The sequence below is a fragment of the Nitrosomonas sp. GH22 genome, assembly GCF_009833115.1.
Classification (GTDB): Bacteria; Pseudomonadota; Gammaproteobacteria; order Burkholderiales; family Nitrosomonadaceae; genus Nitrosomonas; species Nitrosomonas eutropha.
Genome location: NZ_QRCA01000011.1, coordinates 53426 through 75645, shown reverse-complemented (window position 1 = coordinate 75645; position 22220 = coordinate 53426). Strand labels below are relative to the sequence as shown.

The window sequence follows — 22220 nt, the reverse complement described above, 5'->3', positions numbered from 1 at the left end:
GGTTTCTATGTTTGCGTATCCTTCCACCCTGTTTTTGCGAGGCGGTACGCCGAAGCAATCCAGCAGCGACATCAGCAGAATACGTGACGTACCCTTAACCCCGACCACAACCATGCTGGATCTCCGCACTGGTTGCACCGCCTCGCGAAGACGGGATTATTCAGGCAGCATACGAGAAAATACTGTCTTTATGGATCCCGACAGGCCTTTAGCTGCGAGAGTAGCGTGGCAAAAGAAGTAATCCAGCCACTCCCTCTTTTGCCGTCTTTGCAAAACCCAACAGGTTGAAACAATCCAGTAAAATACAGCTTTTACTCCCATCAAAACGTAATGCCAATCCGGATTGACAAGCAATCTTCAAAAGAAAAATCAAGAGAGAATCTGTTTGCAGCAAGCAATAGAAACACAAGGGATAACATGAAACCTATCCCGAACAGTACAAGGGTAATTGGCCGCTGCCAGTACCAGCTCAAGTTACACGTGCTCTTCACGTCTTTGCACGCGGCGTTCAATTTCATCGCGCGTGGGCAGTGTTTTCAGATCGTAACTGGCCTGCAAAGCAAGCCAGGAAGCGGCATCACCCCCGAAATAATGCGCCAGCCGTTCAGCAGTATCAGCAGTAACGGCACGCCGCTCCTTGACGATTTCATGAATGCGGGTGGCTGGCACACTCAAGGCAATCGCCAGCGCGTTGACACTTATTCCAGCTGGAATCAAAAAATCTTCACGCAGTACTTCACCGGGATGGACGGCGCGCATGCAGTTTACAGGTCTGGCCATGGTTATTTCTCAATGATAATCAACAATCTCGACATCAGCCGGCCCGAGATCGGTCCAACTGAAGCATATACGCCATTGTGCGTTGATACGAATGCTCCATTGACCTTCCCGGTCGCCAGCCAGTTTTTCCAGCCGATTTCCTGGTGGAGAACGCAAAAAATCAAGTGTTTGTGCTGCCTCCAATTGTGCCAGCTTACGTTCAGCTGCAGCTTGGATAGTACTAAAACGCTGAGGATATTCACCCTCAAACACTGCTTGCGTACTCTTACATCGAAAAGACTGGATCATGCAGCCCATGATATTACGTCAAACGTAACACGTAAAGCGAGAAAAATTTTAGGCTATCTACCCTGCTATGGGCAGTCAGCGGAGGCAGCGTGAACAAAGAACAGAACGACATCGCCATTCGCGTGGAAAACCTCAGCAAGTGTTATCAAATCTACGATACCCCACGCGACCGGCTCAAACAATTCATCCTGCCTCGCGTGCAGCGCGTTATTGGTAGACAGCCGAAGCAGTATTTTCGTGAGTTTTGGGCGCTTAAGGACATATCGTTTGAGGTGAAGAAAGGCGAGACTATCGGCATCATCGGCCGCAACGGCAGCGGTAAATCCACCTTGTTGCAAATGATCTGCGGCACACTCAGCCCGACTTCTGGCAGCATTACAACCCATGGTCGCATTGCAGCGCTACTGGAGCTGGGTTCCGGCTTTAATCCGGAATTTACCGGGCGTGAAAACGTCTACATGAACGCATCCGTTCTGGGTTTGAGTCAGGAAGAAACGGATGCGCGCTTTGATGATATTGTCGCATTTGCCGATATTGGTGAGTTCATTGAACAACCGGTCAAAACTTACTCCAGTGGCATGATGGTGCGGCTTAGCTTTGCCGTGGCCATTAATGTTGATCCGGAAATTCTTATCGTTGATGAGGCACTTTCAGTTGGAGATGAATTATTCCAGCGCAAATGTTTTTCGAGGATTGAATCAATACGTGCAAGCGGTGCGACGATTCTGTTTGTTTCGCATTCAGGGACTCAAATCGTAGAATTATGTGACCGCGCCGTGCTGATGGACGCCGGAGAAAAGCTGGCAGTTGGCGCACCTAAACAAATCGTTGGTCGCTATCAAAAGTTGCTTTACGCTCCTGCTGATATGCAAGATACAGTTCGTGAGCAAATTCAGTATATGGATGAGCATACGGGAATCCACGCGATTGCTGCTGGGACAGTAACGAAACAAAATGAACCGGAATCTGTTCGTGAGCCGGAACCCGAAGAAAGTTTTGATCCAAATCTCAAACCCAGCAGCACGATTGAATATGAATCGCATGGCGCGCATATCATCTCGCCAACCATACTTACGTTGGCCGGGCAGCGTGTTAATAATTTGGTGCGCGGCAGAACGTATCGCTATTCTTATACCGTGCGTTTCACTAAGAGCGGTAGCAACGTACGTTTTGGCATGCTGATCAAAACTGTTTCCGGGGTCGAATTGGGGGGGGGCGCTTCAGCGCGATCCCGGCAGAATAGTCTTCCCTATGTTGAAGCGGGTTCTTCTTATCAGGTTGAATTTCGATTTAAGTGTGTATTGCATTCGGGGGTATATTTTTTGAATGCCGGTGTCGTAGGCGACGTCGATGGCAGTGAAGGATACTTCCATCGTCTGATTGATATTGAGATGTTCAGAATTCTGTCGGATTCCAACGGTTTTGCGACCGGCATTATTGATTTTGAATGCTATCCAGAAGTCGAGCTAAAACAGACAGAAAAAGCGATTTAAAACAATGGCAAATGAAAAAGACTTGATCGTTGTATTGGGCATGCATCGCAGTGGAACCAGTGTGATTGCTCGCGGTCTTCAGGTTCTTGGGGTGTCACTTGGTGATCGATTGATGCCAGCTATCGAAAATATCAATGCCAGAGGATTTTGGGAAGATATTGATCTGAACTCGCTCAATATTGAAATGCTTCAGGCTATTGGTAGTGACTGGTTCTACTTGACGCCGATTAATGCTAATGATGTCAATAAATTGCACAAAGACGGCTATTTTATTCGTGCGGTAGAGCTACTTCAGGAGAAGATTTGTAATGTACCGATTTTTGGTTTTAAAGATCCTAGAGTAGCCAAATTATTGCCATTTTGGAAGGAGGTATTTGACCATTGTCAGCTTAATGTGAAGTATGTGTTGGCTATACGCCATCCGCTAAGTGTAGTCAGGTCGTTGGCAAAGCGAGATGGTTTTGTCGAAGAGCATAGCTATCTATTGTGGTTGGGCCATACGTTGGAGAGCCTGGCCGGGGGTGTTGGGAAGTCGCGAGTGCTGGTGGATTATGATCGTATGATGCAATCGCCAGATACAGAGTTGATGCGTGTAGCAAAGGCTCTTAATCTGGAAATAGATAGTGTGGAGTTGCAGGATTACAAAACAAAATTCCTGGATGAATCTCTACGGCATACAAAGTATGATTATGGTGATTTGCTGTCAGATATCGCTTGCCCTGCTATTGTTCAAGAAGTTTATAGTTCTCTGACAGGCGCAGTATCCGATTCGGTACCAATTAATGACAATAAACTGTCTGCCAAGATTTCCTGTTGGGTTGCTGAATTTGCGCGCCTAAAATCCGCTCTTGTTCTGGCTGATAAACTGCTGTCACAGAAGATGAATATGAGCAGAGATGTAACTGAGCGTGACAGTCAGATCACTGATCTCAATCGAGCCATAACTGAGCGTGACAGTCAGATCACTGATCTCAATCGAGCCATAACTGAGCGTGACAGTCAGATCACTGATCTCAATCGAGCCATAACTGAGTGCAATGGCCAGATCAAGAGTTTGAATTTAATTGTGGCAGATCGTAATGCAACTATCCAGTCAATTTTCCAAAGTACATCTTGGAAAATTACATCTTTATTTAGAGCAATAAGTCGACTTTTAAGAAATAAAAACCGTAAAGTCTAAAAAATAGGCTAACACTAGATATTTAGTTGAATAATTAAAAAATTGTGTGGTGTAAGTATTTTTATGAAAATTGGTGTTTTTACTATAGCTTCAAAGAATTATCTCGCTTACGCTAGAACATTGATGGCATCGGTTAAAGAGCATCTGCCAGAATACCGGCGCTATTTGTGTCTTGCTGATGAGGTGTCAGGTGAGTTTGAGCCTTCGAAAGAGGTTTTTGAAGTCATTCAGGCAGATCAGATCGGAATTGATTCATTTCAGGATATGACAATCCGTTATGACATTATGGAATTTAACACGGCAGTTAAACCTTTCATGATTGAATGGTTGTTCAACAATACTGATCTGGATGTCGTCATCTATCTGGATCCAGATATTCAGGTTTTCTCCAAATTTGATCGGCTTGAGGCGGTAATTGAAAGAGGGGCGTCTGTTGTCTTGATACCTCACATTACTCGACCAGTGGAAGATGGATCCAATCCCAATGACCACACTATGTTGCAGGCTGGTGTTTTCAATCTTGGTTTTATCGCGGTAAGGCGCTGTGAGGAAGCCAGACAATTTATACGCTGGTGGGGACGGCGTCTGAAAACGCAGTGTGCTTCAGATTTTTCTCGTAATTTGTTTACAGATCAACGCTGGTGTGACCTGGCACCGTGTTTTCTCAACAATCTCCACGTATTCAAGGATCCAGGCTACAACATCGCATACTGGAATTTGATGCAGCGCAAAGTCGAGCATACTGCAGAGGGAAAATGGTTGGTGGACAGCCAGCCTCTAGTTTTTTTTCATTTTAGCGGGGTTAGCGCTGACAATAGAGAACTGGTTTCAAAACACCAGAATCGTTTCAACTGGAATGACATTGAGTTACTACAACCACTTTTCAAGGCATACTTGGATAATCTCCATCTGGCAGGGTGGAAAGCCTGTAAAAACTGGGATTATGCGTACTCTGTAATAAAACCTTCTCTTAAAATAGCCACGGTGATGCGGCAGTTTTACCGGGAAAAGCATCCGGAAACGGTTTTTTATGAAGAAAATAATATTTCAAGTTATTTAATAAATCTTTGCAACCAGCCTTCATCTATCAATGCATATGGTGATGAAACTATTATCACTGAACTCATGATGTATATCTATCAAATCCGCCCTGATTTGCGGGCGGCGTTTAGTCTTGCCACTCAAGAAGGAAGACGTGGTTTTGCTCATTGGTTTGAAATCTCGGCAGTGCGAGATTACGGTTTGCCTCAGCAGGTAATGAGGCAACTCTTATCATGTGAAAAGGAAGAGCCGCCCGGGCTTAAAAAAAGAATTATCAGAATAATCTTGTCGCTGATGCATCTACTCAGGAAGCAAGCGGTGCAGTTTGGAGAGTACCTTCCTGAGGTCGCGCGCAATAAATTAAAGTATGTATGGCGCAAATTTGAGCTGACACTTTTCCAAAATTTATAACGAGCAAAATTATGGGGCTTGAGGTTTTGCATTCTTCAGCTGAGATTCCACAATTGCTGGTAGAAGATTCAATTACGCAGCTGATGTATTTAATTTGGTGCAGCAGGAAAGATCTACAGCTTGCGTTCGACCTGAGTTCGGTTGATGGTCAGCGCGCATTTTGTCAGTGGTATATGAATTCTGCATTTCGTGAATATGGACTTTCGCCAAGCAGAAAAGAACAAACTGGTAGTGAGGAGAGGGAACCAATAAAAATAAACTTTCCCTATACCATCATGATCCGGATGCAAGATGTTCTGGTGAAGCTGGCTTCGATTTTGCCTAGCTCGTTCAGGGAGAAAGGAAAGGTTGCATGGATTCATCTTCTCACTTGGGGGTTGAAAAATAGCTATGAGGTAAATGTTAATGCCATAAAAAAACCAGCGGTTGCTGTTGCTACTCATTCAAGGGAGGGAGAGCCTGGTACCAATTTGATTGGGTATGCATTTTCTGAACTTGGGATGGGGGAGCATGTTCGCATGTCGGCCGCTTCTATGGCAACAACCGATATTAATTTTGGTGTCATCAATTTTGATGTTGGCGTTTCCTCTCGACAGAAAGCTGAGCTCAGACACGGTACTTTAGAAACTACCAATCGATATAAGGCCAACATATTTCATATCAATGCCGACCAGATGTTGAGAGTTTATACAACACTTGGCGAAGATTTTTTTACTGATCGTTTCAATATTTCCTATCCATTTTGGGAACTTGCATTATTTCCAAAGGAATGGACACCTTTTTTAAAAATGATGGATGAAGTTTGGGCACCTACAGAATTTATCCAGGAGGCTCTATCCAACGCCTTGGACAAGGAAGCGATTTATATGCCGGTTGGTGTTCAGCTGCCTTCGGTAGAAAACATTGGCCGAGATCGCTTTGGTATCCCTCGTGATAAATATGTTTTTCTTATGACTTTTGATTTTTTCTCTTATATCCATCGAAAAAATCCATGGGCGGTAGTGCGTGCTTTTATCTTGGCCTTTCCAAATAAGAATGAAAACGCTGGATTGGTTATCAAAGTGATGAACGCCAATACCAGTGATGAGGGATGGAAAGAACTCATGGAGATTGCAGCATGTGACAAGCGTATCGTGATCATCAACAAAGTGATGCAGACAGAAGAGTTGTTAAGCTTGAAATTGGCATGCGATTGCTATGTTTCACTGCATCGGGCAGAAGGGTTGGGCCGTGGACCGATGGAAGCGATGCTTTTGGGTAAGCCAACGATTGTTACCAACTATTCAGGTAGTACAGACTATGCTCAGGAGACTAACTCCTGCCTTGTTGATTATTCATTGGTTCCAGTGCAAGAGGGACAATACGTTCATTGGTCTGATCAGGTATGGGCTGACCCCGATATTGAACATGCCGCATGGCACATGAGAAGACTTGCAAACGATACGACATTGTCTTCTGATCTTGGCAAGGAAGCACAGCAATTCATAGCGAACAATTTTAGTCCGAGTCGTTGCGGTAAAATTTATAAGCAACGACTTCGCAAGCTTGGACTGATCTGATCTTGAATTACAAAATGAAACGTATAATCGTTGTTGGTGCAACTGGCTACATTGGCCAATACATATTTAATAAAGCCAAAATCTATGCTCTGGCTATTGGGACATCAACAACCGGAAAGAATAAAACATTCCAACTCGATCTGGGGTATTCATCCAGTTTTGATTGGTCTTTCGTTTCTCCTGGCGATACAATTTTACTGGCCGCCGCGATCTCAGCTCCAGATATCTGCGCGAGTGAGTATAAACGAGCATGGACTGTCAATGTTACAGGCACTTCTGCATTTATCTCTGGCGCGATTGATCGCGGTGCCCGTGTGATCTTCTTTTCAAGCGATGCCGTCTATGGTGAACGCGAGGATGAGTTTGATGAGCGCGCTGCATGCAACCCGGTTGGGGAATATGCGGTAATGAAGCACGAAGTCGAACAACGCTTTGCTGGAAACACTTTGTTTAAAGCGATTCGCCTATCTTATGTGTTTTCACGTGAAGATAAGTTTACCCGTTACCTTGCCGGATGCGCCCAGCGAAACGAGCAGGCTGATCTGTTTCATCCTTTCTCCCGCGCCATTGTTCATCGTGATGATGTGGTGGCTGGGGCATTGACACTAGCCGAACATTGGGATGATTCTCCTGAACAAATTATCAACTTTGGTGGCCCACAGATTCTTTCTCGGGTGGATTTTGCGGAATGCCTTCGCGAGATTCATTTCCATGATTTGCGGTTCAAGATAATTGAGCCCGATGCAGATTTTTTTAAAAACCGACCCCGCATTATCGCGATGACATCACCAATCTTTGCCAGACTACTCGGACGGCCGCCGCACAACCTCTGTGAGGCAGCTCAATTAGAGTTTGCATTGCCATCAAAGTAACTAACAAAAGAGTTTTATGACCAAGAAAATACTGATTACCGGCATTACCGGGCAGGTTGGCTCGCAGCTTGCCGATTACATATTGGAGAACACACCCTATGACGTAATTGGTCTGATGCGCTGGCAAGAGCCTATGGATAACCTTTACCATTTGACTGATCGGATCAACCGAAAAGACCGGATCAGCTTGTTTTATGCAGATCTCAATGATTATTCCGCGATTGCCAGGATGATCAGAGAAATCCAGCCTGAATACATTTCACATCTGGCTGCGCAATCATACCCGAAGACTTCATTCAATATCCCTATTGAAACATTGCAGACAAACATTATTGGTACAGCCAATCTGCTCGAGAATATTCGGCAACTGAAAGAAGTTGATGGTTATGATCCTGTGGTGCATATTTGTTCCTCAAGTGAAGTGTATGGTCGGGCGAAGCCAGGAATTGCGTTATCGGAAGAGACTCAATTCCATGGTGCCAGTCCGTACAGTATCAGTAAAATTGGTACAGATTATCTTGGGCAATTTTACGGAGAGGCTTATAGGATTCGTACGTTTGTTACTCGCATGGGTACGCATTCCGGCCCCAGGCGTAGCGATGTTTTTTTTGAGAGTACCGTTGCCAAGCAGATTGCTCTAATTGAAGCCGAGTACCAGGAGCCGGTTATTCGTGTTGGTAATTTATCGAGTACACGAACCTTTCAGGATGCGCGTGATGCGGTAAGAGCCTACTTTCTGCTGCTGGAGGCAAGTGAGCAAGGCAAGATTCCTTGTGGGGAATATTTCAATATTGCTGGAGAGGAAGCTTTCAAACTCCCGGAAGTGATTGAAATTTTGCTTGGGATGAGTACGCGGCGCGATATCCGGGTTATCACAGATCAGGAGCGGTTTCGTCCCATTGATGCTGATTATCAGATGTTCGATAACACGAAAATTCGATCAACAATCAACTGGAAGCCGGAGATCCCGGCTCGTCAGATGTTTGCAGATTTGCTGAATCACTGGCGGGAAGAAATTTCAAAAGGAAAAATTCCCTTGAATCGGTAAGCACTTTAGTACGCTTTTTATTTTGCTCCTCACAGAATAATCCAGGTAATGACAATAATCAGAAGTCGGGCACCACTGCGCCTCGGGCTGGCGGGTGGCGGTAGTGATGTGTCGCCGTACTGTGATGTTCATGGCGGCTATGTCCTTAATGCCACGATCGATCGCTATGCCTATGCTGTAATCAAAAGATTGGATGAAAATATTGTTCGTCTGATTGCAACGGATCAGCAGATGGAAATTTGCAGAGGTTTTATATTTCCACTGCCTTTGAACGGAAAACTGGATCTGCATAAGGCAGTCTATAATTACTTCATCCTGAATTACAATAATGGGATACCAATTTCCCTTGAACTGAGTACATTTTGTGATGCACCACCTGGGTCAGGTCTGGGCTCTTCTTCAACTTTGGTCGTTGCGATGATACGGGCCTTTGTTGAGCTGCTGAATTTACCCTTCGGTGATTATGATGTGGCTCGCATTGCCTTTCAGATAGAGCGTATTGAGTGCGGTCTGCTGGGCGGCAGGCAAGATCAATATTCAGCAACATTTGGTGGTTTCAACTTCATGGAATTTTATGCGGATGATCGTGCCATTGTGAATCCGTTACGCATCAAAAATTGGATTATCTGCGAACTGGAAGCTTCGCTGGTATTGTATTTCACTGGTATTTCGCGGGAATCAGCGAAGATTATTGCAGACCAAAGTAACAATGTTAATTCAGGTGTCACCGGTGCTCTGGAAGCCATGCATGGCATTAAACGCGAAGCTTTATTAATGAAAGAATGCCTGTTGCGTGGTGACTTTGGTGGTCTCATTGAATCAATGCGTATGGGTTGGGAAAGTAAGAAACGTTCAGCCAGAACGGTTTCCAGTCCTCATATTGATGCAATTTATGACGCAGCGATTCAGGCCGGTGCGCTGGCAGGTAAGATTTCAGGAGCGGGTGGTGGCGGTTTTATGTTGTTTTTTGTACCTACAGAAAAACGGATGGATGTGATTCGCACTCTGAATAATTTCGGCGGGCAGGTAAGCAACTGCCATTTCACCAAAAATGGTACACAAGCCTGGAAGGTTAAATGAGAAGCTACATTTATTCCCAGATTCAGGAAACCCAGCAGATCGTATCAGCTATGCTGGCGGATGAGGGGTTACTGTCCCGTGTTGAAGCAGCAGCCCAAGCTTGTATCGGCTGTATGCAAGCAGGTAATAAAATCCTGCTGGCAGGTAATGGTGGCAGTGCTGCTGATGCGCAGCATATCGCTGGAGAGTTTGTCAGCCGTTTTGCTTTTGATCGGCCGGGTCTGCCGGCAATTGCGCTGACTACAGATACATCGATTTTGACTGCCATTGGTAACGACTATGGCTATGAAAATCTGTTTGCCCGGCAGGTGCAGGCGCATGCGCAAAAAGGCGATGTATTCATTGCCTACTCTACTTCGGGCAAATCTTCCAACGTTTTGGCGGCATTGCAAATAGCCAGGCAGAAAGAAGTTATTTGTATCGGCATGGCGGGTAACCGGGGTGGCCCGATGAAAAATTTATGTGACCATTATTTAGACGTTCCGTCGGCGGATACGCCGAAGATTCAGGAAGGTCACGCCGTACTGGGCCATATCCTCTGTGGCCTGGTGGAGCGTACGCTGTTCAAGGCTCCCATTTGATGGAAGCCATTATTCTGGCTGGGGGGCTGGGCACGCGCTTACGCAAGGTTGTGGCCGATGTACCCAAGCCCATGGCGCCTATTACGGGTCGTCCATTTCTGGAAATTCTGCTTGATGTGCTGGCACGTAAAGGTTTCAAGCGGATCATCCTCTCGGTAGGATTCATGGCAGAGAAGGTCAGTAGCTATTTTGGCTCGCTTCATGCAGGTATGGATTTGATTTATGTGATGGAAGATCAACCGCTTGGTACAGGCGGTGGGGTACGTCTGTCGCTTGAACAGGTGGTTTCTGACCATGTGTTTGTGTTTAACGGAGATACATTTCTGGATCTGGAAATCGATCAGGTGGAACAGCAATGGCAATCCAGGCGGCACCCGATTATTGTAGGACGGGCGGTGGCGGATACATCGCGTTATGGTCGTTTGCTTGTAAGTGATGGTGTGGTCCAGGGATTTGCCGGGAAAGATACCGCCGGGCCCGGACTGATCAACGCCGGGTGTTATGTATTCAAACGCCAACAACTGGATGATTTTCCTGCCGATCAACCTTTCTCACTGGAGTCTGATTTTCTTGCTCCGGCTGTGGCGCGTGGAGAATTTGATGTATTCGTCACGGCAGGGAAGTTCATCGATATTGGAGTGCCAGAGGATTTCCTGCGCGCGCAGACTGAACTGGCCGGATTTTGATCCGTGACCAATGCAGCACTATTCCTGGATCGTGATGGAGTGATCAATATCGACCACGGGTATGTTTATCAGTCTCAGAATTTTGAATTCGTGCCGGATATATTTGATCTGGTTCGTACAGCACGTAATCTGGACTACAAGATAATTGTCATCACTAATCAGGCCGGGATTGGTCGGGGTTACTATACCGAGGCGCAGTTTCATACGCTTACACAATGGATGCGACAGCGCTTTGAAGATCAAAATGCAAGCATCGATGCCGTTTATTTTTGCCCCTTCCACCCCGAGCATGGCGTGGGCTATTACCGGCAAGAGAGTGAGTTTCGCAAGCCTAATCCGGGTATGTTCTTTCAAGCAGCACGTGAGCACGGGTTGGATTTGGATCGGTGCGTGCTTGTTGGTGACAAGATCAGTGATATTGAAGCGGCCGCCGCTGCTGGTATTCCTGTGCGTTTTTTATTTCGTTCTACAGATTCTTGTCATGCAGCCATTTCCATATCGGAATTGGTAGAAGTGGAACAATTTCTTTTGAAAAATTTACTCGAACCTGATAAGCAATGATTCCAGTATTATGGAGATTTTGTGAAATAAAACTGCGAACCTGCTGCTATGAAGCTGAATATTGGGACTGTGCGAAGTGATTATGCTGGATTTAACAGCATCGCTCGTGTAGCTGAACAGTCGCACGGAGCATTTTCAGATTCTGTTGAAGTGGATTTCTCCAGTTGCGATTTCTTTGAAGCCAATATGGCCGCGCCATTATATGTCGTTGTAGCAAGACTTCGGGATGAATTGAACGATGTTTCACTCATCAATCTAAAGCCTGATTTAGATACGATCCTCAGAAAAAATCATTTTCTGACCAAATTTCAGAAGACGGCTCTGATAGATACCAATCAGACAACCGTTCCATTTAAAGTATTCAAGCTTCAAGCGGGGGAGCAGTTTTTCGAATATCTTGAATCTTACATGTATGGAAAGGGGATTCCGGCTATGTCAGCGGTGCTTACTAAACGATTTCAACAAAGTCTTTTTGAGATATTCCAGAATGCTGCCATCCATTCCAGATCAATATCTGGAATTTTTACCTGCGGACAGTTCTTTCCTCAAAAGCATCGACTTGATTTTACGATTGCTGATGCTGGGGTGGGTATACGAGATAATATTCGTCAATATACTGGAAATACAAAGATGAGTTCCTGTGCGGCTATTAAATGGGCGCTTACTGAAGGAAATACGACAAAAACAGGAAATCAACCTGGTGGCCTGGGTTTGAAATTGCTCAAAGATTTTATCCGGATGAATGAAGGAAAGCTTCAAATTATTTCTCGATCTGGCTATTACGAGTTCTCTGCGACTGGTGACAATTGTAAAAAGCTTGATCATGATTTCCCTGGAACATGTGTAAACATCGAGATTAACACTCAGGATACAAACAGCTATTACCTGAAATCTGAACTGAGCAGTAACGATATTTTTTGATTTTAAAGGATTCCATAATGAACGATCAGGTAAGTATCAGAGTTGCAGATCTTATTGGAGGGCCGCTGGGTATATCTGCTGAGGATGGGCAGAAGGTATTTGAAAAGGTATTACCCCTTCTAAAAAAGAGTAGGCCGGTAAACATTTCATTTGATCATGTGGACATGGTAATTTCTCTTTTTCTCAATGTTGCAATTGGCCAACTGTATGGCTCGTTCAGTGAGGATGAAGTAAAGGCACTGGTTAGAGTTGAAGGTCTTTCCGGGGACGATATGGAGCTTCTGAAGCACGTTGTTGACAATGCCAAAAAATATTATTCGAATCCGAAAGGTTATGATGCAGCATGGCAGGAAGAAGCGAATGAAGATGAACAATAAGGTGTATGACCTGTCTTCTTATTCCTTTTCATCCGGAGAACAGATTCTGGTGGATACCAACATCTGGCTTTATTTGTTTCCTGCGCCTGGAAATCCTCAGCAATTTTTTGCTCATCAATATTCAGCTGCTTTTTCGAGGCTTGTCAGTGCCCGGGCACAACCTGTTCTTGATCCTATGGTGTTGAGTGAATATTTGAACCGCTATTGCAGAATAGAGTGGGAAGGAAACTTCAAATCACAATGCCGGACTTTTAAGCAATTCAGGCAATCTTCTGATTTTCAGAAAATAGCTTTATCTGCTCATATATTTGCATCAAAAATTCTAGGCGCTTGTCAAATCCATTCAATTCCAGCGGATCAACTGGATTTCAATCAGGCTTTGGCAGATTTTAAATCCAGACGGGTTGATTTCAACGATGCGCTCCTCATAGATATCTGCAAGAAGCAAAATATGAAGTTGATGACTAATGACGCTGATTTTCAACATGCAGGTATTGAAGTACTGACAACAAATCCCCGGTTGCTGAAAGCTGGTCTGTAAAGATCATCATAATTTCTCTGACATGTTATTGAAGGCTGCTGACAAGTTGAAGTAGCGGCCTTAGTATTGCGGAAATGTTCTGGTTTGTACCATTGATGATCAGGCTGGGGTGTTCTGGTGGCTCGTAAGGGCTATTAATCCCCGTCATGTTAGGTAGCTGTCCACTCCGTGCTTTTTTGTACAATCCTTTGGGGTCGCGCTGTTCGCATACCTCTAGCGGTGTACTGATATAAACCTCGACAAAGTTTTCTTTCCCGATAAGTTGTCGGGCCATTTCGCGTTCCGCTCTGAATGGACTGATGAAAGCGGTGATCACGATCAGGCCGGCATCCATCATCAGTTTTGCTACTTCTGCAACACGGCGGATGTTTTCTACCCGGTCGGCATTGGTAAAACCAAGGTCTTTGTTTAATCCGTGGCGCATATTGTCGCCATCCAGGATATAGGTTCGTTTGCCTTGTGAGTGCAGCTCCTTTTCAAGTGCGTTGGCAATGGTGGATTTGCCGGAGCCGGATAATCCGGTGAGCCAGATGACCTTACCTTTGTGACCATTTAAACGTTCACGATCTTCACGACAAATGCTGAGGGCCTGCCGGTGCACATTTTGTGCCCGGCGCAGATTATGCATAATCAATCCCGTGGCTATCGTGGCGTGGCTGTATTGATCCACCAGCACAAAATTGCCCAGTACGGGCAATGTGGTATAGGTATCGAATGCTACCGGATGGTTCAGCGCCAGATTGCATACCGTAATATCATTTTGTTTTAGCTGTTGGCATGCTTCGTGGGCGCCAGTATTTATATCAAGGCGATATTTGATGGTAGTAATGGATGCATCGGCTTGCTGATTCGCCAGGATTAGCTGGTAGTTTCGACTAACTAATCCTGGTTCAGCATGCGTCCAGATTACTACGGCAGTAAATTGATCCGTTGTTTCCAGAGGTGAATGCGCGGCTGAAATAACATCATTGCACGAAATTTTCACCTCTTTATCCAATGCCAGAGTGATAACTTCATTCGTACGCGCTTCAAATACATCGCTATTTAAAGTGCGAATATTTTTTACCTGCGCGATTTCTCCGGAGGCAGCAATACGTACCACGTCACCTATAGTAATTTGACCATTAGCGATCATTCCGTTGCAACGATCAGAGCGGATGTTCGCTGGATTGTTTTCTTGCACCAGAAATATGAAGCGGTTGTCAGTTATTCTTGCTGTTTCTATGGTTGTCAGATAGTCAATCAGTGAGAGGCCGTCATACCAGGGGGTATGGACGGAGGGATTGAGAACGTTATTCCCCTGAAGCGACACCGTGGGTATGATTGCGGTGCTTGCAAAATCCAGGTGACTGCACAGATCGTGAAAGTCCTGTTCGATACCGTGAAAGATATGGGGATCAAAATCCACCTGATCCATCTTGTTGACGCCGAGAATGAGATGGCGAATTTTGAAGGACGATGCCAGATAAGCGTACCATTTGGCCTGGGTTTGTATTCCGCAGGCGGCATCGATCAGAATGATTGCGACGTTTGCCTTGAAGAGTGCAGCATGTATTTCGCGGTTGTTTCTCTCGGGTGCTGTTGCAATGGTGATCGAGAATTCACGTCCTGTCGTTGAAAAAATGGACCAGGTTTCACTATCGACTGCGCCAGATTTGTGTTTGAAGTTGAAATTGTTGTCTTGTGCTGGTTGGTGGTCTGCTGCTTTGGAGAGAGTACTCAACAGGAAGTCGAATAGGGCACGCTTACCGCTACTTTTATCTACGCAAATGAGAACGTGCAGTCTGTCAGATTGAGTGGATGTTATTAGCGGTTTGGTTGTTAAAGTCTCTTCCTGATGCATTATTTGTTAGCAGGCTGATGTGGTTGGTTACGAAATATAATTTCATTATGCAAAAAATTGATCTTACCGCCTTGCTGACAGAATTGTTGCCGATTATTCAGGCGGCAGGTGACGCTATCATGGCAGTATACCGGGCCGGGGAGATTGATTTTCAGCAGAAGGCTGATCAAAGTCCGGTTACCCGAGCTGATCTGGCAGCGCATGATGGGTTGGTGCAACGCTTGAAGTTACTGATAGCGGGCTGCCCGGTCGTATCGGAGGAAGATAAGACATCCCATCAATATCGGGATGATAAAAATCGTTTTTGGTTGATTGATCCGCTTGATGGCACTCGGGAATTTATTAACCACAATGGCGAATTTACCGTGAACATCGCTTTGATTGAAGAAGGCCGCAGTGTACTCGGCGCTGTATACGCGCCTGCTATGGATTGTATGTATTGGGGTGGTCCAGGTTTGGGAGCATTTAGAAGAACGGAATCAGGTACCCAGACGATTTGCGTGAGTTCGGGAGAGCCTGAAGATATTTGCCGTGTGGTAGCGAGCAGAAGCCATCTCGATGCCGGAACGCAGGCGTTTATAGATCGCCTGGGAGAAGTGCTATTGTTACAGGTTGGCAGTTCCTTGAAATTTTGTCGCGTGGCAGAAGGCATGGCAGATATTTATCCGCGCCTTGCACCAACCAGCGAATGGGATACCGCAGCTGCTCAGGCTATTCTGGAGGGAGCGGGTGGCAAGGTGATCGACCTAGATGGGCGAGCATTGCGTTACGGCAAATCAGGCGTACTGAATCCGGCATTCATTGCCGTGCGCGATGTTGCATTGATTCCTGTTTGATTGGCTGTGGACAGTTCAGGGATGGCTGGGGACGAATTGAGTGGTTTGCTTGATCAACAAGTAGCCGTTCTGATGTGCACATACAATGGTGCACATTACTTGCAGGCTCAACTTGATTCCATCGAAAACCAGAAATACAAGAATTGGTATTTATATGTATCGGATGACGGTTCGCAAGATTCCACGCGGGATATTTTGCGCGCCTTCGAGGCAAAAACGGATCGGCTGCGTGTTATTCAGGGGCCAAGAAATGGGTTTTGTCAGAATTTCCTGTCGCTGATTTGTAATGGATTGATCAAGGCGGATTACTATGCGCTGTCTGATCAGGATGATATCTGGCATGAAGACAAGCTTTTGCGTGCTGTTAAGGTGTTGTCCGATATTTCTTGTGAAACCCCGGCACTTTATTGCTCCCGGACAAAATTAGTGGATGAGCGAAATAATGAAACAGGCTTGTCACCCTTATTCAAACATGCTCCCGGTTTTCGTAACGCACTTGTGCAAAATATAGCGGGCGGTAATACCATGGTGTTCAACCATGCGGCCAGAAAACTCATGCTGGAAGCAGGGCCGGATGCTAATTCTGTTGTACATGACTGGTTTTTGTATATGGTAGTCAGTGGTTGTGGCGGTGTTGTGATTTACGATCCTGTTCCCAGCTTGTGCTATCGCCAGCATGCCGCTAACCTAATCGGAGCAAATGATGAATTTATTGCCAGGCTTAGGCGCTTTGGCCTGATGCTGTCTGGGATGCATCGACGGTGGAATACACGGAATATCGAAGCACTGTCAGGTTTACGTGAAAAACTGACCCCGGAAAATCGTTACATTTATGATGAATTTTCCCGTTTCCGTAATGCTTCATTATGGAACCGATTGGTGGGCTTGTATCGTACCGGGATTTATCGACAGACTCTTGCAGGAAATGTCACTTTGTGGCTGGCTGCGCTATTCAAACGTCTTTAATAGTGCTGTTGCATGATTACAATCTTTGTTGTCAATTATGGCCAATCACTTTGGTTGAGCATTGATAGCAGAAACAAAGGTGCCAGTCATCACTCCGCTGTGCCGGGTTGCTGACATTTTTCTGGATTGCTTCACCTTTGCAGGGTTCGCAAAGACAGCGAAGAGACTCTGTAATTGCAAAAATAACCATCTTGCGACTGCAGGCGAAGTAAGGCAGGAAGTAATCCAGAAAAATGATTCTAAAGCTTTGAATGCTCTCGCATCATCCGAGTGGGAATCTTGTATCGAATCACGCCGACATAGATGCTCTTGGGACCCGGTATTCTTACTTTTGTGGTGGCTGAAACCATCCACTGGAAACAATGATCAGGCCGGTGTCTCATGCTCTTGGGTATTTGCCCACGGCCTGATCTTTGCCAATGTTTCTTCCAGCGCACCGCGCGCCATCTCGATATCGTAGTCCACTTGTAGGCGCAACCACCATCCGTCTGACAGACCAAAAAATCGGCATAAGCGCAAATCTGTATCTGCGGTAATGGCACGCTTACCCGCTACGATTTCACCGATGCGCTGCGCTGATACGCCGATTTCCTTTGCCAGCCGGTAATTGCTCATACCCAGCGGAATCAAGAATTCATCTGCCAGCATCTCGCCGGGGGAAACCGGCGTTAATTTATTATTCATGGTTAATCTCCATCAGTGGTAATCCACAATCTCAACATCTTCTGCATCCGTGCCTGTCCAGCGGAAGCACACACGCCACTGGTCGTTGATGCGGATACTGTGCTGCCCGGCACGGTCGCCTTTCAATATTTCCAGCCGATTCGCGGGCGGCACGCGTATATCCTCAATGCACCGTGCCAAATCAAGTTACTTGAGCTTGCGTAACGCTGGACGCTCAATGTTGACAAATCGTGCAACTCGCCCCAACTTGAATAGGGTTTCAGTATCCACGCATCGAAATGTCTTGATCGTCATGAGTACATAGTATTGCGTTACGATATTAGCGTCAAACGACATTACAGATTAACGCCAACTTGGAGAAACGCTGATTTATCCCGTCACCCTACGCTTTTATGCCTGCCTGGAATAAGCGTGTTTTGTGTAAAAGAGGAAAAGAGTGGAGGGGGCAGGTTTGTCATGGATTGACCTGTGGTGCATGACTGGTTTTTGTATATGGTAGTCAGCGGTTGTGGAGGTGTTGTGATTTATGATCCCGTTCCCAGCTTGCGCTATCGCCAGCATGCTGCCAACTTGATTGGGGCAAATGGTGGTTTTATTGCCAGGCTCAGGCGCTTGAGTTTGGTGCTATCCGGGAGACATCGACGGTGGAATACACGGAATATCGAAGCACTGTCAGGTTTACGTGAAAAACTGACCCCGGAGAATCGTTATGTTTATGATGAATTTGCTCACTTTCGTAATGCTTCATTCTGGAACCGGCTTGCAGGTTTGTACTGCGCGAGACTTTATCGCCAGACTTTTGCAGGAAATGCCACCTTGTGGCTGGCTGCGCTATTCAAGCGTCTTTAGCAGTGCTGTTATAACGATGACAGAAACCGGCAATTGCATATCTGTTAGTGTTGTCTCTGGTTATTTCTGCATTGCTTCACCTTTGCAGGGTTCGCAAAGACTGCAGAGTGGCATGGTTTAATGAACCCGGGTACTGAAGTGAAGAGCATCTGAGGGGACGACTATGAGTCAATACAGACTGAATGCTGTGCCTGCCGGGTATGCTGACTGGCTGGCAGAACTCAAGCAGCGCATCCATGCTGCGCAGCAACGTGCCACTCTCGCGGTCAACCGTGAGCTTGTCTTGCTGTATTGGCAGATCGGGCAAGGCATTCTGGAGCGTCAGGCCAGCCAAGGCTGGGGAAGCAAGGTCGTGGAGGCACTGGCTCGTGACCTGCGCAACGCCTTCCCGGATATGAAGGGCTTCTCCCCACGCAACCTCAAATACATGCGCGCATTCGCGCAGGCCTGGCCAGACGGGGAATTTGTGCAAGGGGTGCTTGCACAATTGCCGTGGTATCACCAGGTGGCCCTGCTGGACAAGCTTCAGACGGCCGAAGAGCGCCAATGGTATGCCGCCCAAGCCATTGAGAATGCTTGGTCACGCAATGTGCTGGTGATGCAGATTGAATCTGATTTGCGTCAACGCACAGGGGCTGCTATCACTAATTTCAGCCAGTGCCTGCCCCAGCCGCAGTCCGATCTGGCGCGTGAATCATTGAGAGATCCGTATCGACTAGATTTTCTCGGATTGGGCAAGGAGACGCAGGAACGTGCCATCGAAGATGCTCTGGTCAAGCATGTCACCCGGTTTTTGATGGAGCTGGGAGCAGGTTTCGCTTTTGTCGGGCGGCAGGTGCATGTGGAGGTGGGCGATAAGGATTTCTACATCGACCTGTTGTTCTATCACCTCAAGCTGCGTTGCTATGTTGTGGTGGAACTGAAAGCAGGCGAATTTCAACCTGAATACGCAGGCAAGCTAAATTTCTATCTCAGCGCGGTGGACAGCCAACTCAGGCATCCCACCGATAATCCCAGCCTGGGTCTGCTGCTGTGCAAAAGCCGGGACAAGGTGGTAGCTGAATATGCGTTGCGCGATATGAACAAGCCCATCGGTGTGGCTGAGTATCAATTGGTGCAGGCTTTACCAAAAGAGCTGGAAACTGACTTGCCGCGCATTGAGGATATTGAAAGAGAGCTGGAGGGTGAGGAGTGATCGTCATGAGTACATAGTATTGCGTTACGATATTAGCGTCAAACGACATTACAGATTAATGCCAACTTGGAGAAACGCTGATTTATCCCGTCACCCTACGCTTTTATGCCTGCCTGGAATAAGCGTGTTTTGTGTAAAAGAGGAAAAGAGGAAAAGAGTGGAGGGAGCAGGTTTGTCATGGATTGACCTGTGGTGCATGACTGGTTTTTGTATATGGTGGTCAGCGGTTGTGGAGGTGTTGTGATTTACGATTCTGCTCCAAGCCTGCGCTATCGCCAGCATGCTGCCAACCTGATCGGAGAAAATGATGGATTTATTGCCAGGCTCAGGCGCTTTGGCCTGATGCTGTCTGGGATGCATCGACGGTGGAATACACGGAATATCGAAACACTGTCAGGTTTACGTGAAAAACTGACCCTGGAAAATCGTTCCATCTATGACGAATTTTCCCGCTTTCGTAATGCTTCATTCTGGAACCGGCTTGCAGGTTTGTACTGCGCGAGACTTTATCGCCAGACTTTTGCAGGAAATTATTACCCTGTGGCTGGCCACGCTATGCAAGCGCCTTTAGCAGTGCCGCTGCATGATCATGATTTCTGTTATCAATCATAGTCAATCAGCTTTAGTTAAGTATTTAGCAAAAACAAAGATGCCGGCCAGCATTTGGCTACAGCTTTCCAGAATCCCAGGGCACCATCGCTGACAGCTAATTTTGGTGCATCTTTGCGACCGCGCTGTTTCAAATCCATGAGTACTTCCGTCCAACTGGCTTCTGACTCGCGATAGCCATCGGACAATGCCAGCAATTCTTTACGCCCGGTCTCATCAGAACCGATAATCACCAAAAGACATAATCGGTCATCCATTCGTACAGTGCTGTAGATTCCATCAGCCCAGACATAAACCTACCGTTTGCCACTCAGATCACGACGCGTCCAGTTTTGATAATCCTGCTCCTAGTCCTGTTTCAGGCGGCTGATCATGGCTGCCGATAATCCCGTTGCTTCTGGCCCGAATAGATGTTTCAGCGCTTCGGAAAAATCTCCCGTTGAAATTCCTCTCAGATATAACCAGGGCAAAAACTCCTCAATGTTCCGGGTGCGCTTCAAATACGGTGATATCAGACTGTTTACCCAACTTGGAGCGATCTCAAACTTTCGGAACTTTGACTGCAATGTCTCCAAGTCCCGTTTGTATCGAACGTGCAGGCAAATAGCCATTTCTGGCTAATATCATCTTACCTTCGCCAGTTTTTAAAGTGGCGTGCTGCTCGATAAAAGTGGATACTTCCGCTTCAATAACTGCAGCCAGCATTCTACGTGCGCCTTCTCGAAGTACTTCCTGCAATGGATCATTTTGCTCTGGTTTGTTCGGCTTTAAAATATTACTATCTGTCATGCGGTGTTTTTCTTTTTATTGGTTGGTCTGCTGAGATCTTTACCAGCAGATTACACCGCTTTTCCCTCTACTGGCATACACCAGAAATGATCATACCTCGCAGCTTGGAGACATCAAACCAGTAGGTATCCTCCCCTGGTAAAGGACTTGTATGAAACCCTTGGCAACAGCGTTTTGAACACAACAGTGTGATCTGACCTGCGCTTGGCCGGGCACTCCAGGGCTTATATCGGCACCCGGAAAAGAGTTCGGTTTTTTACGCGTTAAAAATAAACTGCTCACCATGCCCAGGTGCAAACAACTGTAGCGTATGGGGTTTATTTTGTTCAGTGGCCTGTGGTTGCAAAGTGTCAGTGTTGCAGTAATCATAATTGGGAAAATTAGGGCGCATAAAATAGTAAAATAGGGGACAGACCAAGTTTTCTACTAAGAGTGGTAATTTTGTCTTGGATAGTGGCGCTTTGGTGAAGAGATTGTGGCCACTTTGAGGCGACGGGTGACCCCGGGAAAATCCGGGTGACCTCGGAAGGTGATAGCGCCAGAGTTAGGAGGGGTTGTTTGACTAAACGGTGAGAACCGTGGCCTGTCCCCATTTTTCTTATTAAGTAAATTTCTTATGCCCACTCAAGACGTACGCTGGCTCCAGCGCCTGGCTAACTATCAAAAAGCGCGCCAACGCTTGGTGAGTGCGGTGGAACTGGCAGCTACCCGGGAATTATCCGAATTGGAAAAACAGGGGCTGATTCAGTCCTTCGAGTTTGTTTTTGAGCTGGCGTGGAATGTAATGAAAGATTACTTTATTTATCAGGGTAATCCAGAAATAACCGGTTCACGCGATGCTATACGCCAGGCTTTTAAAGCCGGGCTTATCACCGACGGTGAGGGTTGGATGGAGATGATCAAAAGTCGCAACCAAACATCACATACTTACAATGAAGCGGTAGCTAATGAAATCTGTGAGAAAATTCTGAGTAGCTACCACCTGCTTTTTGCAAAATTTGAAGCAGATATGCAAACCAGGAGCGCGTGA

At 46.3% G+C, this 22220-nt stretch carries 24 protein-coding genes and 2 pseudogenes; 20 read left to right on the top strand and 6 right to left on the bottom strand.

Annotated elements, in window-relative coordinates; genetic code table 11:
- Positions 1-7: 7 nt before the first annotated feature.
- Positions 8-241: a hypothetical protein gene (locus tag ABF86_RS04870; protein ID WP_160803483.1), complete on the top strand. Its 234-nt coding sequence runs from the start codon at positions 8-10 to the stop codon at positions 239-241.
- Between the two features lie 233 nt (positions 242-474).
- Here ABF86_RS04870 and ABF86_RS04865 read toward each other — a convergent pair whose 3' ends face one another.
- Both ABF86_RS04865 and ABF86_RS04860 read right to left on the bottom strand, forming a co-directional pair.
- A complete protein-coding gene (locus ABF86_RS04865) occupies positions 475-780 on the bottom strand; it encodes a HigA family addiction module antitoxin (protein WP_160803482.1) in 306 nt (101 codons plus the stop codon).
- 9 nt (positions 781-789) lie between these two features.
- Positions 790-1077, bottom strand: a complete 288-nt coding sequence (locus tag ABF86_RS04860; RefSeq protein WP_160803481.1) for a type II toxin-antitoxin system RelE/ParE family toxin — start codon at positions 1075-1077, stop codon at positions 790-792.
- A gap of 80 nt (positions 1078-1157) precedes the next feature.
- Between ABF86_RS04860 and ABF86_RS12775 the strand changes: the two genes are divergently transcribed.
- The 13 genes from ABF86_RS12775 to ABF86_RS04795 all read left to right on the top strand — a co-directional run bounded on the left by ABF86_RS12775 (position 1158) and on the right by ABF86_RS04795 (position 13419).
- Complete coding sequence (locus tag ABF86_RS12775; protein ID WP_345889560.1) at positions 1158-2561, top strand: ABC transporter ATP-binding protein; 1404 nt, start codon at positions 1158-1160, stop codon at positions 2559-2561.
- Positions 2562-2565: 4 nt separating this feature from the next.
- Positions 2566-3741: a hypothetical protein gene (locus ABF86_RS04850; RefSeq protein WP_160803480.1), complete on the top strand. Its 1176-nt coding sequence runs from the start codon at positions 2566-2568 to the stop codon at positions 3739-3741.
- A gap of 63 nt (positions 3742-3804) precedes the next feature.
- Positions 3805-5193 (top strand): hypothetical protein, encoded by a 1389-nt coding sequence (locus ABF86_RS04845; protein ID WP_160803479.1) that lies wholly within the window; start codon positions 3805-3807, stop codon positions 5191-5193.
- An 11-nt stretch (positions 5194-5204) separates the two neighbouring features.
- The gene (locus ABF86_RS04840; protein WP_160803478.1) at positions 5205-6752 is read left to right on the top strand and encodes a glycosyltransferase family 4 protein; all 1548 of its coding nucleotides are present in this window, start codon (positions 5205-5207) and stop codon (positions 6750-6752) included.
- A 14-nt stretch (positions 6753-6766) separates the two neighbouring features.
- Positions 6767-7624 (top strand): NAD-dependent epimerase/dehydratase family protein, encoded by an 858-nt coding sequence (locus tag ABF86_RS04835; RefSeq protein WP_160803477.1) that lies wholly within the window; start codon positions 6767-6769, stop codon positions 7622-7624.
- Positions 7625-7640: 16 nt separating this feature from the next.
- Positions 7641-8672: a GDP-mannose 4,6-dehydratase gene (locus tag ABF86_RS04830; protein ID WP_160803476.1), complete on the top strand. Its 1032-nt coding sequence runs from the start codon at positions 7641-7643 to the stop codon at positions 8670-8672.
- 48 nt (positions 8673-8720) lie between these two features.
- Complete coding sequence (locus ABF86_RS04825) at positions 8721-9752, top strand: dehydrogenase (RefSeq protein WP_011633290.1); 1032 nt, start codon at positions 8721-8723, stop codon at positions 9750-9752.
- On the top strand, positions 9749-10333 hold the full coding sequence (locus ABF86_RS04820; protein ID WP_011633291.1) for a D-sedoheptulose 7-phosphate isomerase: 585 nt from the start codon (positions 9749-9751) through the stop codon (positions 10331-10333). The genes ABF86_RS04825 and ABF86_RS04820 overlap by 4 nt, the downstream gene beginning before the upstream one ends.
- Positions 10333-11019, top strand: a complete 687-nt coding sequence (locus ABF86_RS04815; protein ID WP_204987561.1) for a nucleotidyltransferase family protein — start codon at positions 10333-10335, stop codon at positions 11017-11019. Before ABF86_RS04820 ends, ABF86_RS04815 begins: the two co-directional genes overlap by 1 nt.
- A 3-nt stretch (positions 11020-11022) precedes the next feature.
- Complete coding sequence (locus tag ABF86_RS04810) at positions 11023-11580, top strand: HAD family hydrolase (protein ID WP_011633293.1); 558 nt, start codon at positions 11023-11025, stop codon at positions 11578-11580.
- A gap of 48 nt (positions 11581-11628) precedes the next feature.
- Positions 11629-12501: an ATP-binding protein gene (locus tag ABF86_RS04805; protein WP_011633294.1), complete on the top strand. Its 873-nt coding sequence runs from the start codon at positions 11629-11631 to the stop codon at positions 12499-12501.
- Between the two features lie 17 nt (positions 12502-12518).
- Entirely contained in the window at positions 12519-12878 is a 360-nt protein-coding gene (locus ABF86_RS04800) for an STAS-like domain-containing protein (protein ID WP_074684617.1), read from the top strand.
- A complete protein-coding gene (locus ABF86_RS04795; protein WP_219997557.1) occupies positions 12862-13419 on the top strand; it encodes a PIN domain-containing protein in 558 nt (185 codons plus the stop codon). The genes ABF86_RS04800 and ABF86_RS04795 overlap by 17 nt, the downstream gene beginning before the upstream one ends.
- Positions 13420-13444: 25 nt before the next feature.
- Here the strand turns inward: ABF86_RS04795 and cysC are convergent, their stop codons facing one another.
- Positions 13445-15262 (bottom strand): adenylyl-sulfate kinase, encoded by a 1818-nt coding sequence (cysC, locus tag ABF86_RS04790; RefSeq protein WP_275689280.1) that lies wholly within the window; start codon positions 15260-15262, stop codon positions 13445-13447.
- Positions 15263-15309: 47 nt separating this feature from the next.
- On the opposite strand from cysC, the gene cysQ reads away from it, so the two are divergent.
- Positions 15310-16098, top strand: a complete 789-nt coding sequence (cysQ, locus tag ABF86_RS04785; RefSeq protein ID WP_074684667.1) for a 3'(2'),5'-bisphosphate nucleotidase CysQ — start codon at positions 15310-15312, stop codon at positions 16096-16098.
- Between the two features lie 21 nt (positions 16099-16119).
- Positions 16120-17064: a glycosyltransferase family 2 protein gene (locus ABF86_RS04780; RefSeq protein ID WP_074684618.1), complete on the top strand. Its 945-nt coding sequence runs from the start codon at positions 16120-16122 to the stop codon at positions 17062-17064.
- Between the two features lie 366 nt (positions 17065-17430).
- Here ABF86_RS04780 and ABF86_RS04775 read toward each other — a convergent pair whose 3' ends face one another.
- Both ABF86_RS04775 and ABF86_RS04770 read right to left on the bottom strand, forming a co-directional pair.
- Positions 17431-17748, bottom strand: a complete 318-nt coding sequence (locus ABF86_RS04775; protein ID WP_011633300.1) for a HigA family addiction module antitoxin — start codon at positions 17746-17748, stop codon at positions 17431-17433.
- Between the two features lie 12 nt (positions 17749-17760).
- A pseudogene (locus ABF86_RS04770) lies at positions 17761-18084 on the bottom strand (type II toxin-antitoxin system RelE/ParE family toxin).
- 135 nt (positions 18085-18219) lie between these two features.
- Here ABF86_RS04770 and ABF86_RS04765 point away from each other — a divergent pair.
- The 3 genes from ABF86_RS04765 (at position 18220) to ABF86_RS04755 (ending at position 20404) form a co-directional block, all read left to right on the top strand.
- Entirely contained in the window at positions 18220-18597 is a 378-nt protein-coding gene (locus ABF86_RS04765; protein WP_204987560.1) for a hypothetical protein, read from the top strand.
- Between the two features lie 163 nt (positions 18598-18760).
- A complete protein-coding gene (locus tag ABF86_RS04760; RefSeq protein WP_074684619.1) occupies positions 18761-19792 on the top strand; it encodes a PDDEXK nuclease domain-containing protein in 1032 nt (343 codons plus the stop codon).
- 192 nt (positions 19793-19984) lie between these two features.
- On the top strand, positions 19985-20404 hold the full coding sequence (locus ABF86_RS04755) for a hypothetical protein (protein WP_204987559.1): 420 nt from the start codon (positions 19985-19987) through the stop codon (positions 20402-20404).
- A 41-nt stretch (positions 20405-20445) separates the two neighbouring features.
- On the opposite strand, the pseudogene ABF86_RS04750 reads toward ABF86_RS04755, so the two are convergent.
- A pseudogene (locus ABF86_RS04750) lies at positions 20446-21190 on the bottom strand (transposase); the annotation flags it as partial.
- A 616-nt stretch (positions 21191-21806) separates the two neighbouring features.
- Here ABF86_RS04750 and ABF86_RS04745 point away from each other — a divergent pair.
- Positions 21807-22220, top strand: coding sequence for a nucleotidyltransferase substrate binding protein (locus ABF86_RS04745; RefSeq protein WP_011633304.1), 414 nt, complete (start codon positions 21807-21809; stop codon positions 22218-22220).

Excerpts from the sequence above, each read along its gene's own strand:
- ABF86_RS04870 (WP_160803483.1), top strand. The coding sequence starts at position 8 with ATGTTTGCGTATCCTTCCACCCTGTTTTTGCGAGGCGGTACGCCGAAG.
- ABF86_RS04865 (WP_160803482.1), bottom strand. The coding sequence starts at position 780 with ATGGCCAGACCTGTAAACTGCATGCGCGCCGTCCATCCCGGTGAAGTA.
- ABF86_RS04860 (WP_160803481.1), bottom strand. The coding sequence starts at position 1,077 with ATGGGCTGCATGATCCAGTCTTTTCGATGTAAGAGTACGCAAGCAGTG.
- ABF86_RS04850 (WP_160803480.1), top strand. The coding sequence starts at position 2,566 with ATGGCAAATGAAAAAGACTTGATCGTTGTATTGGGCATGCATCGCAGT.
- ABF86_RS04845 (WP_160803479.1), top strand. The coding sequence starts at position 3,805 with ATGAAAATTGGTGTTTTTACTATAGCTTCAAAGAATTATCTCGCTTAC.
- ABF86_RS04840 (WP_160803478.1), top strand. The coding sequence starts at position 5,205 with ATGGGGCTTGAGGTTTTGCATTCTTCAGCTGAGATTCCACAATTGCTG.
- ABF86_RS04835 (WP_160803477.1), top strand. The coding sequence starts at position 6,767 with ATGAAACGTATAATCGTTGTTGGTGCAACTGGCTACATTGGCCAATAC.
- ABF86_RS04830 (WP_160803476.1), top strand. The coding sequence starts at position 7,641 with ATGACCAAGAAAATACTGATTACCGGCATTACCGGGCAGGTTGGCTCG.
- ABF86_RS04825 (WP_011633290.1), top strand. The coding sequence starts at position 8,721 with ATGACAATAATCAGAAGTCGGGCACCACTGCGCCTCGGGCTGGCGGGT.
- ABF86_RS04820 (WP_011633291.1), top strand. The coding sequence starts at position 9,749 with ATGAGAAGCTACATTTATTCCCAGATTCAGGAAACCCAGCAGATCGTA.
- ABF86_RS04815 (WP_204987561.1), top strand. The coding sequence starts at position 10,333 with ATGGAAGCCATTATTCTGGCTGGGGGGCTGGGCACGCGCTTACGCAAG.
- ABF86_RS04805 (WP_011633294.1), top strand. The coding sequence starts at position 11,629 with ATGAAGCTGAATATTGGGACTGTGCGAAGTGATTATGCTGGATTTAAC.
- ABF86_RS04800 (WP_074684617.1), top strand. The coding sequence starts at position 12,519 with ATGAACGATCAGGTAAGTATCAGAGTTGCAGATCTTATTGGAGGGCCG.
- ABF86_RS04795 (WP_219997557.1), top strand. The coding sequence starts at position 12,862 with ATGAAGATGAACAATAAGGTGTATGACCTGTCTTCTTATTCCTTTTCA.
- cysC (WP_275689280.1), bottom strand. The coding sequence starts at position 15,262 with ATGCATCAGGAAGAGACTTTAACAACCAAACCGCTAATAACATCCACT.
- cysQ (WP_074684667.1), top strand. The coding sequence starts at position 15,310 with ATGCAAAAAATTGATCTTACCGCCTTGCTGACAGAATTGTTGCCGATT.
- ABF86_RS04780 (WP_074684618.1), top strand. The coding sequence starts at position 16,120 with ATGGCTGGGGACGAATTGAGTGGTTTGCTTGATCAACAAGTAGCCGTT.
- ABF86_RS04775 (WP_011633300.1), bottom strand. The coding sequence starts at position 17,748 with ATGAATAATAAATTAACGCCGGTTTCCCCCGGCGAGATGCTGGCAGAT.
- ABF86_RS04760 (WP_074684619.1), top strand. The coding sequence starts at position 18,761 with ATGAGTCAATACAGACTGAATGCTGTGCCTGCCGGGTATGCTGACTGG.
- ABF86_RS04745 (WP_011633304.1), top strand. The coding sequence starts at position 21,807 with ATGCCCACTCAAGACGTACGCTGGCTCCAGCGCCTGGCTAACTATCAA.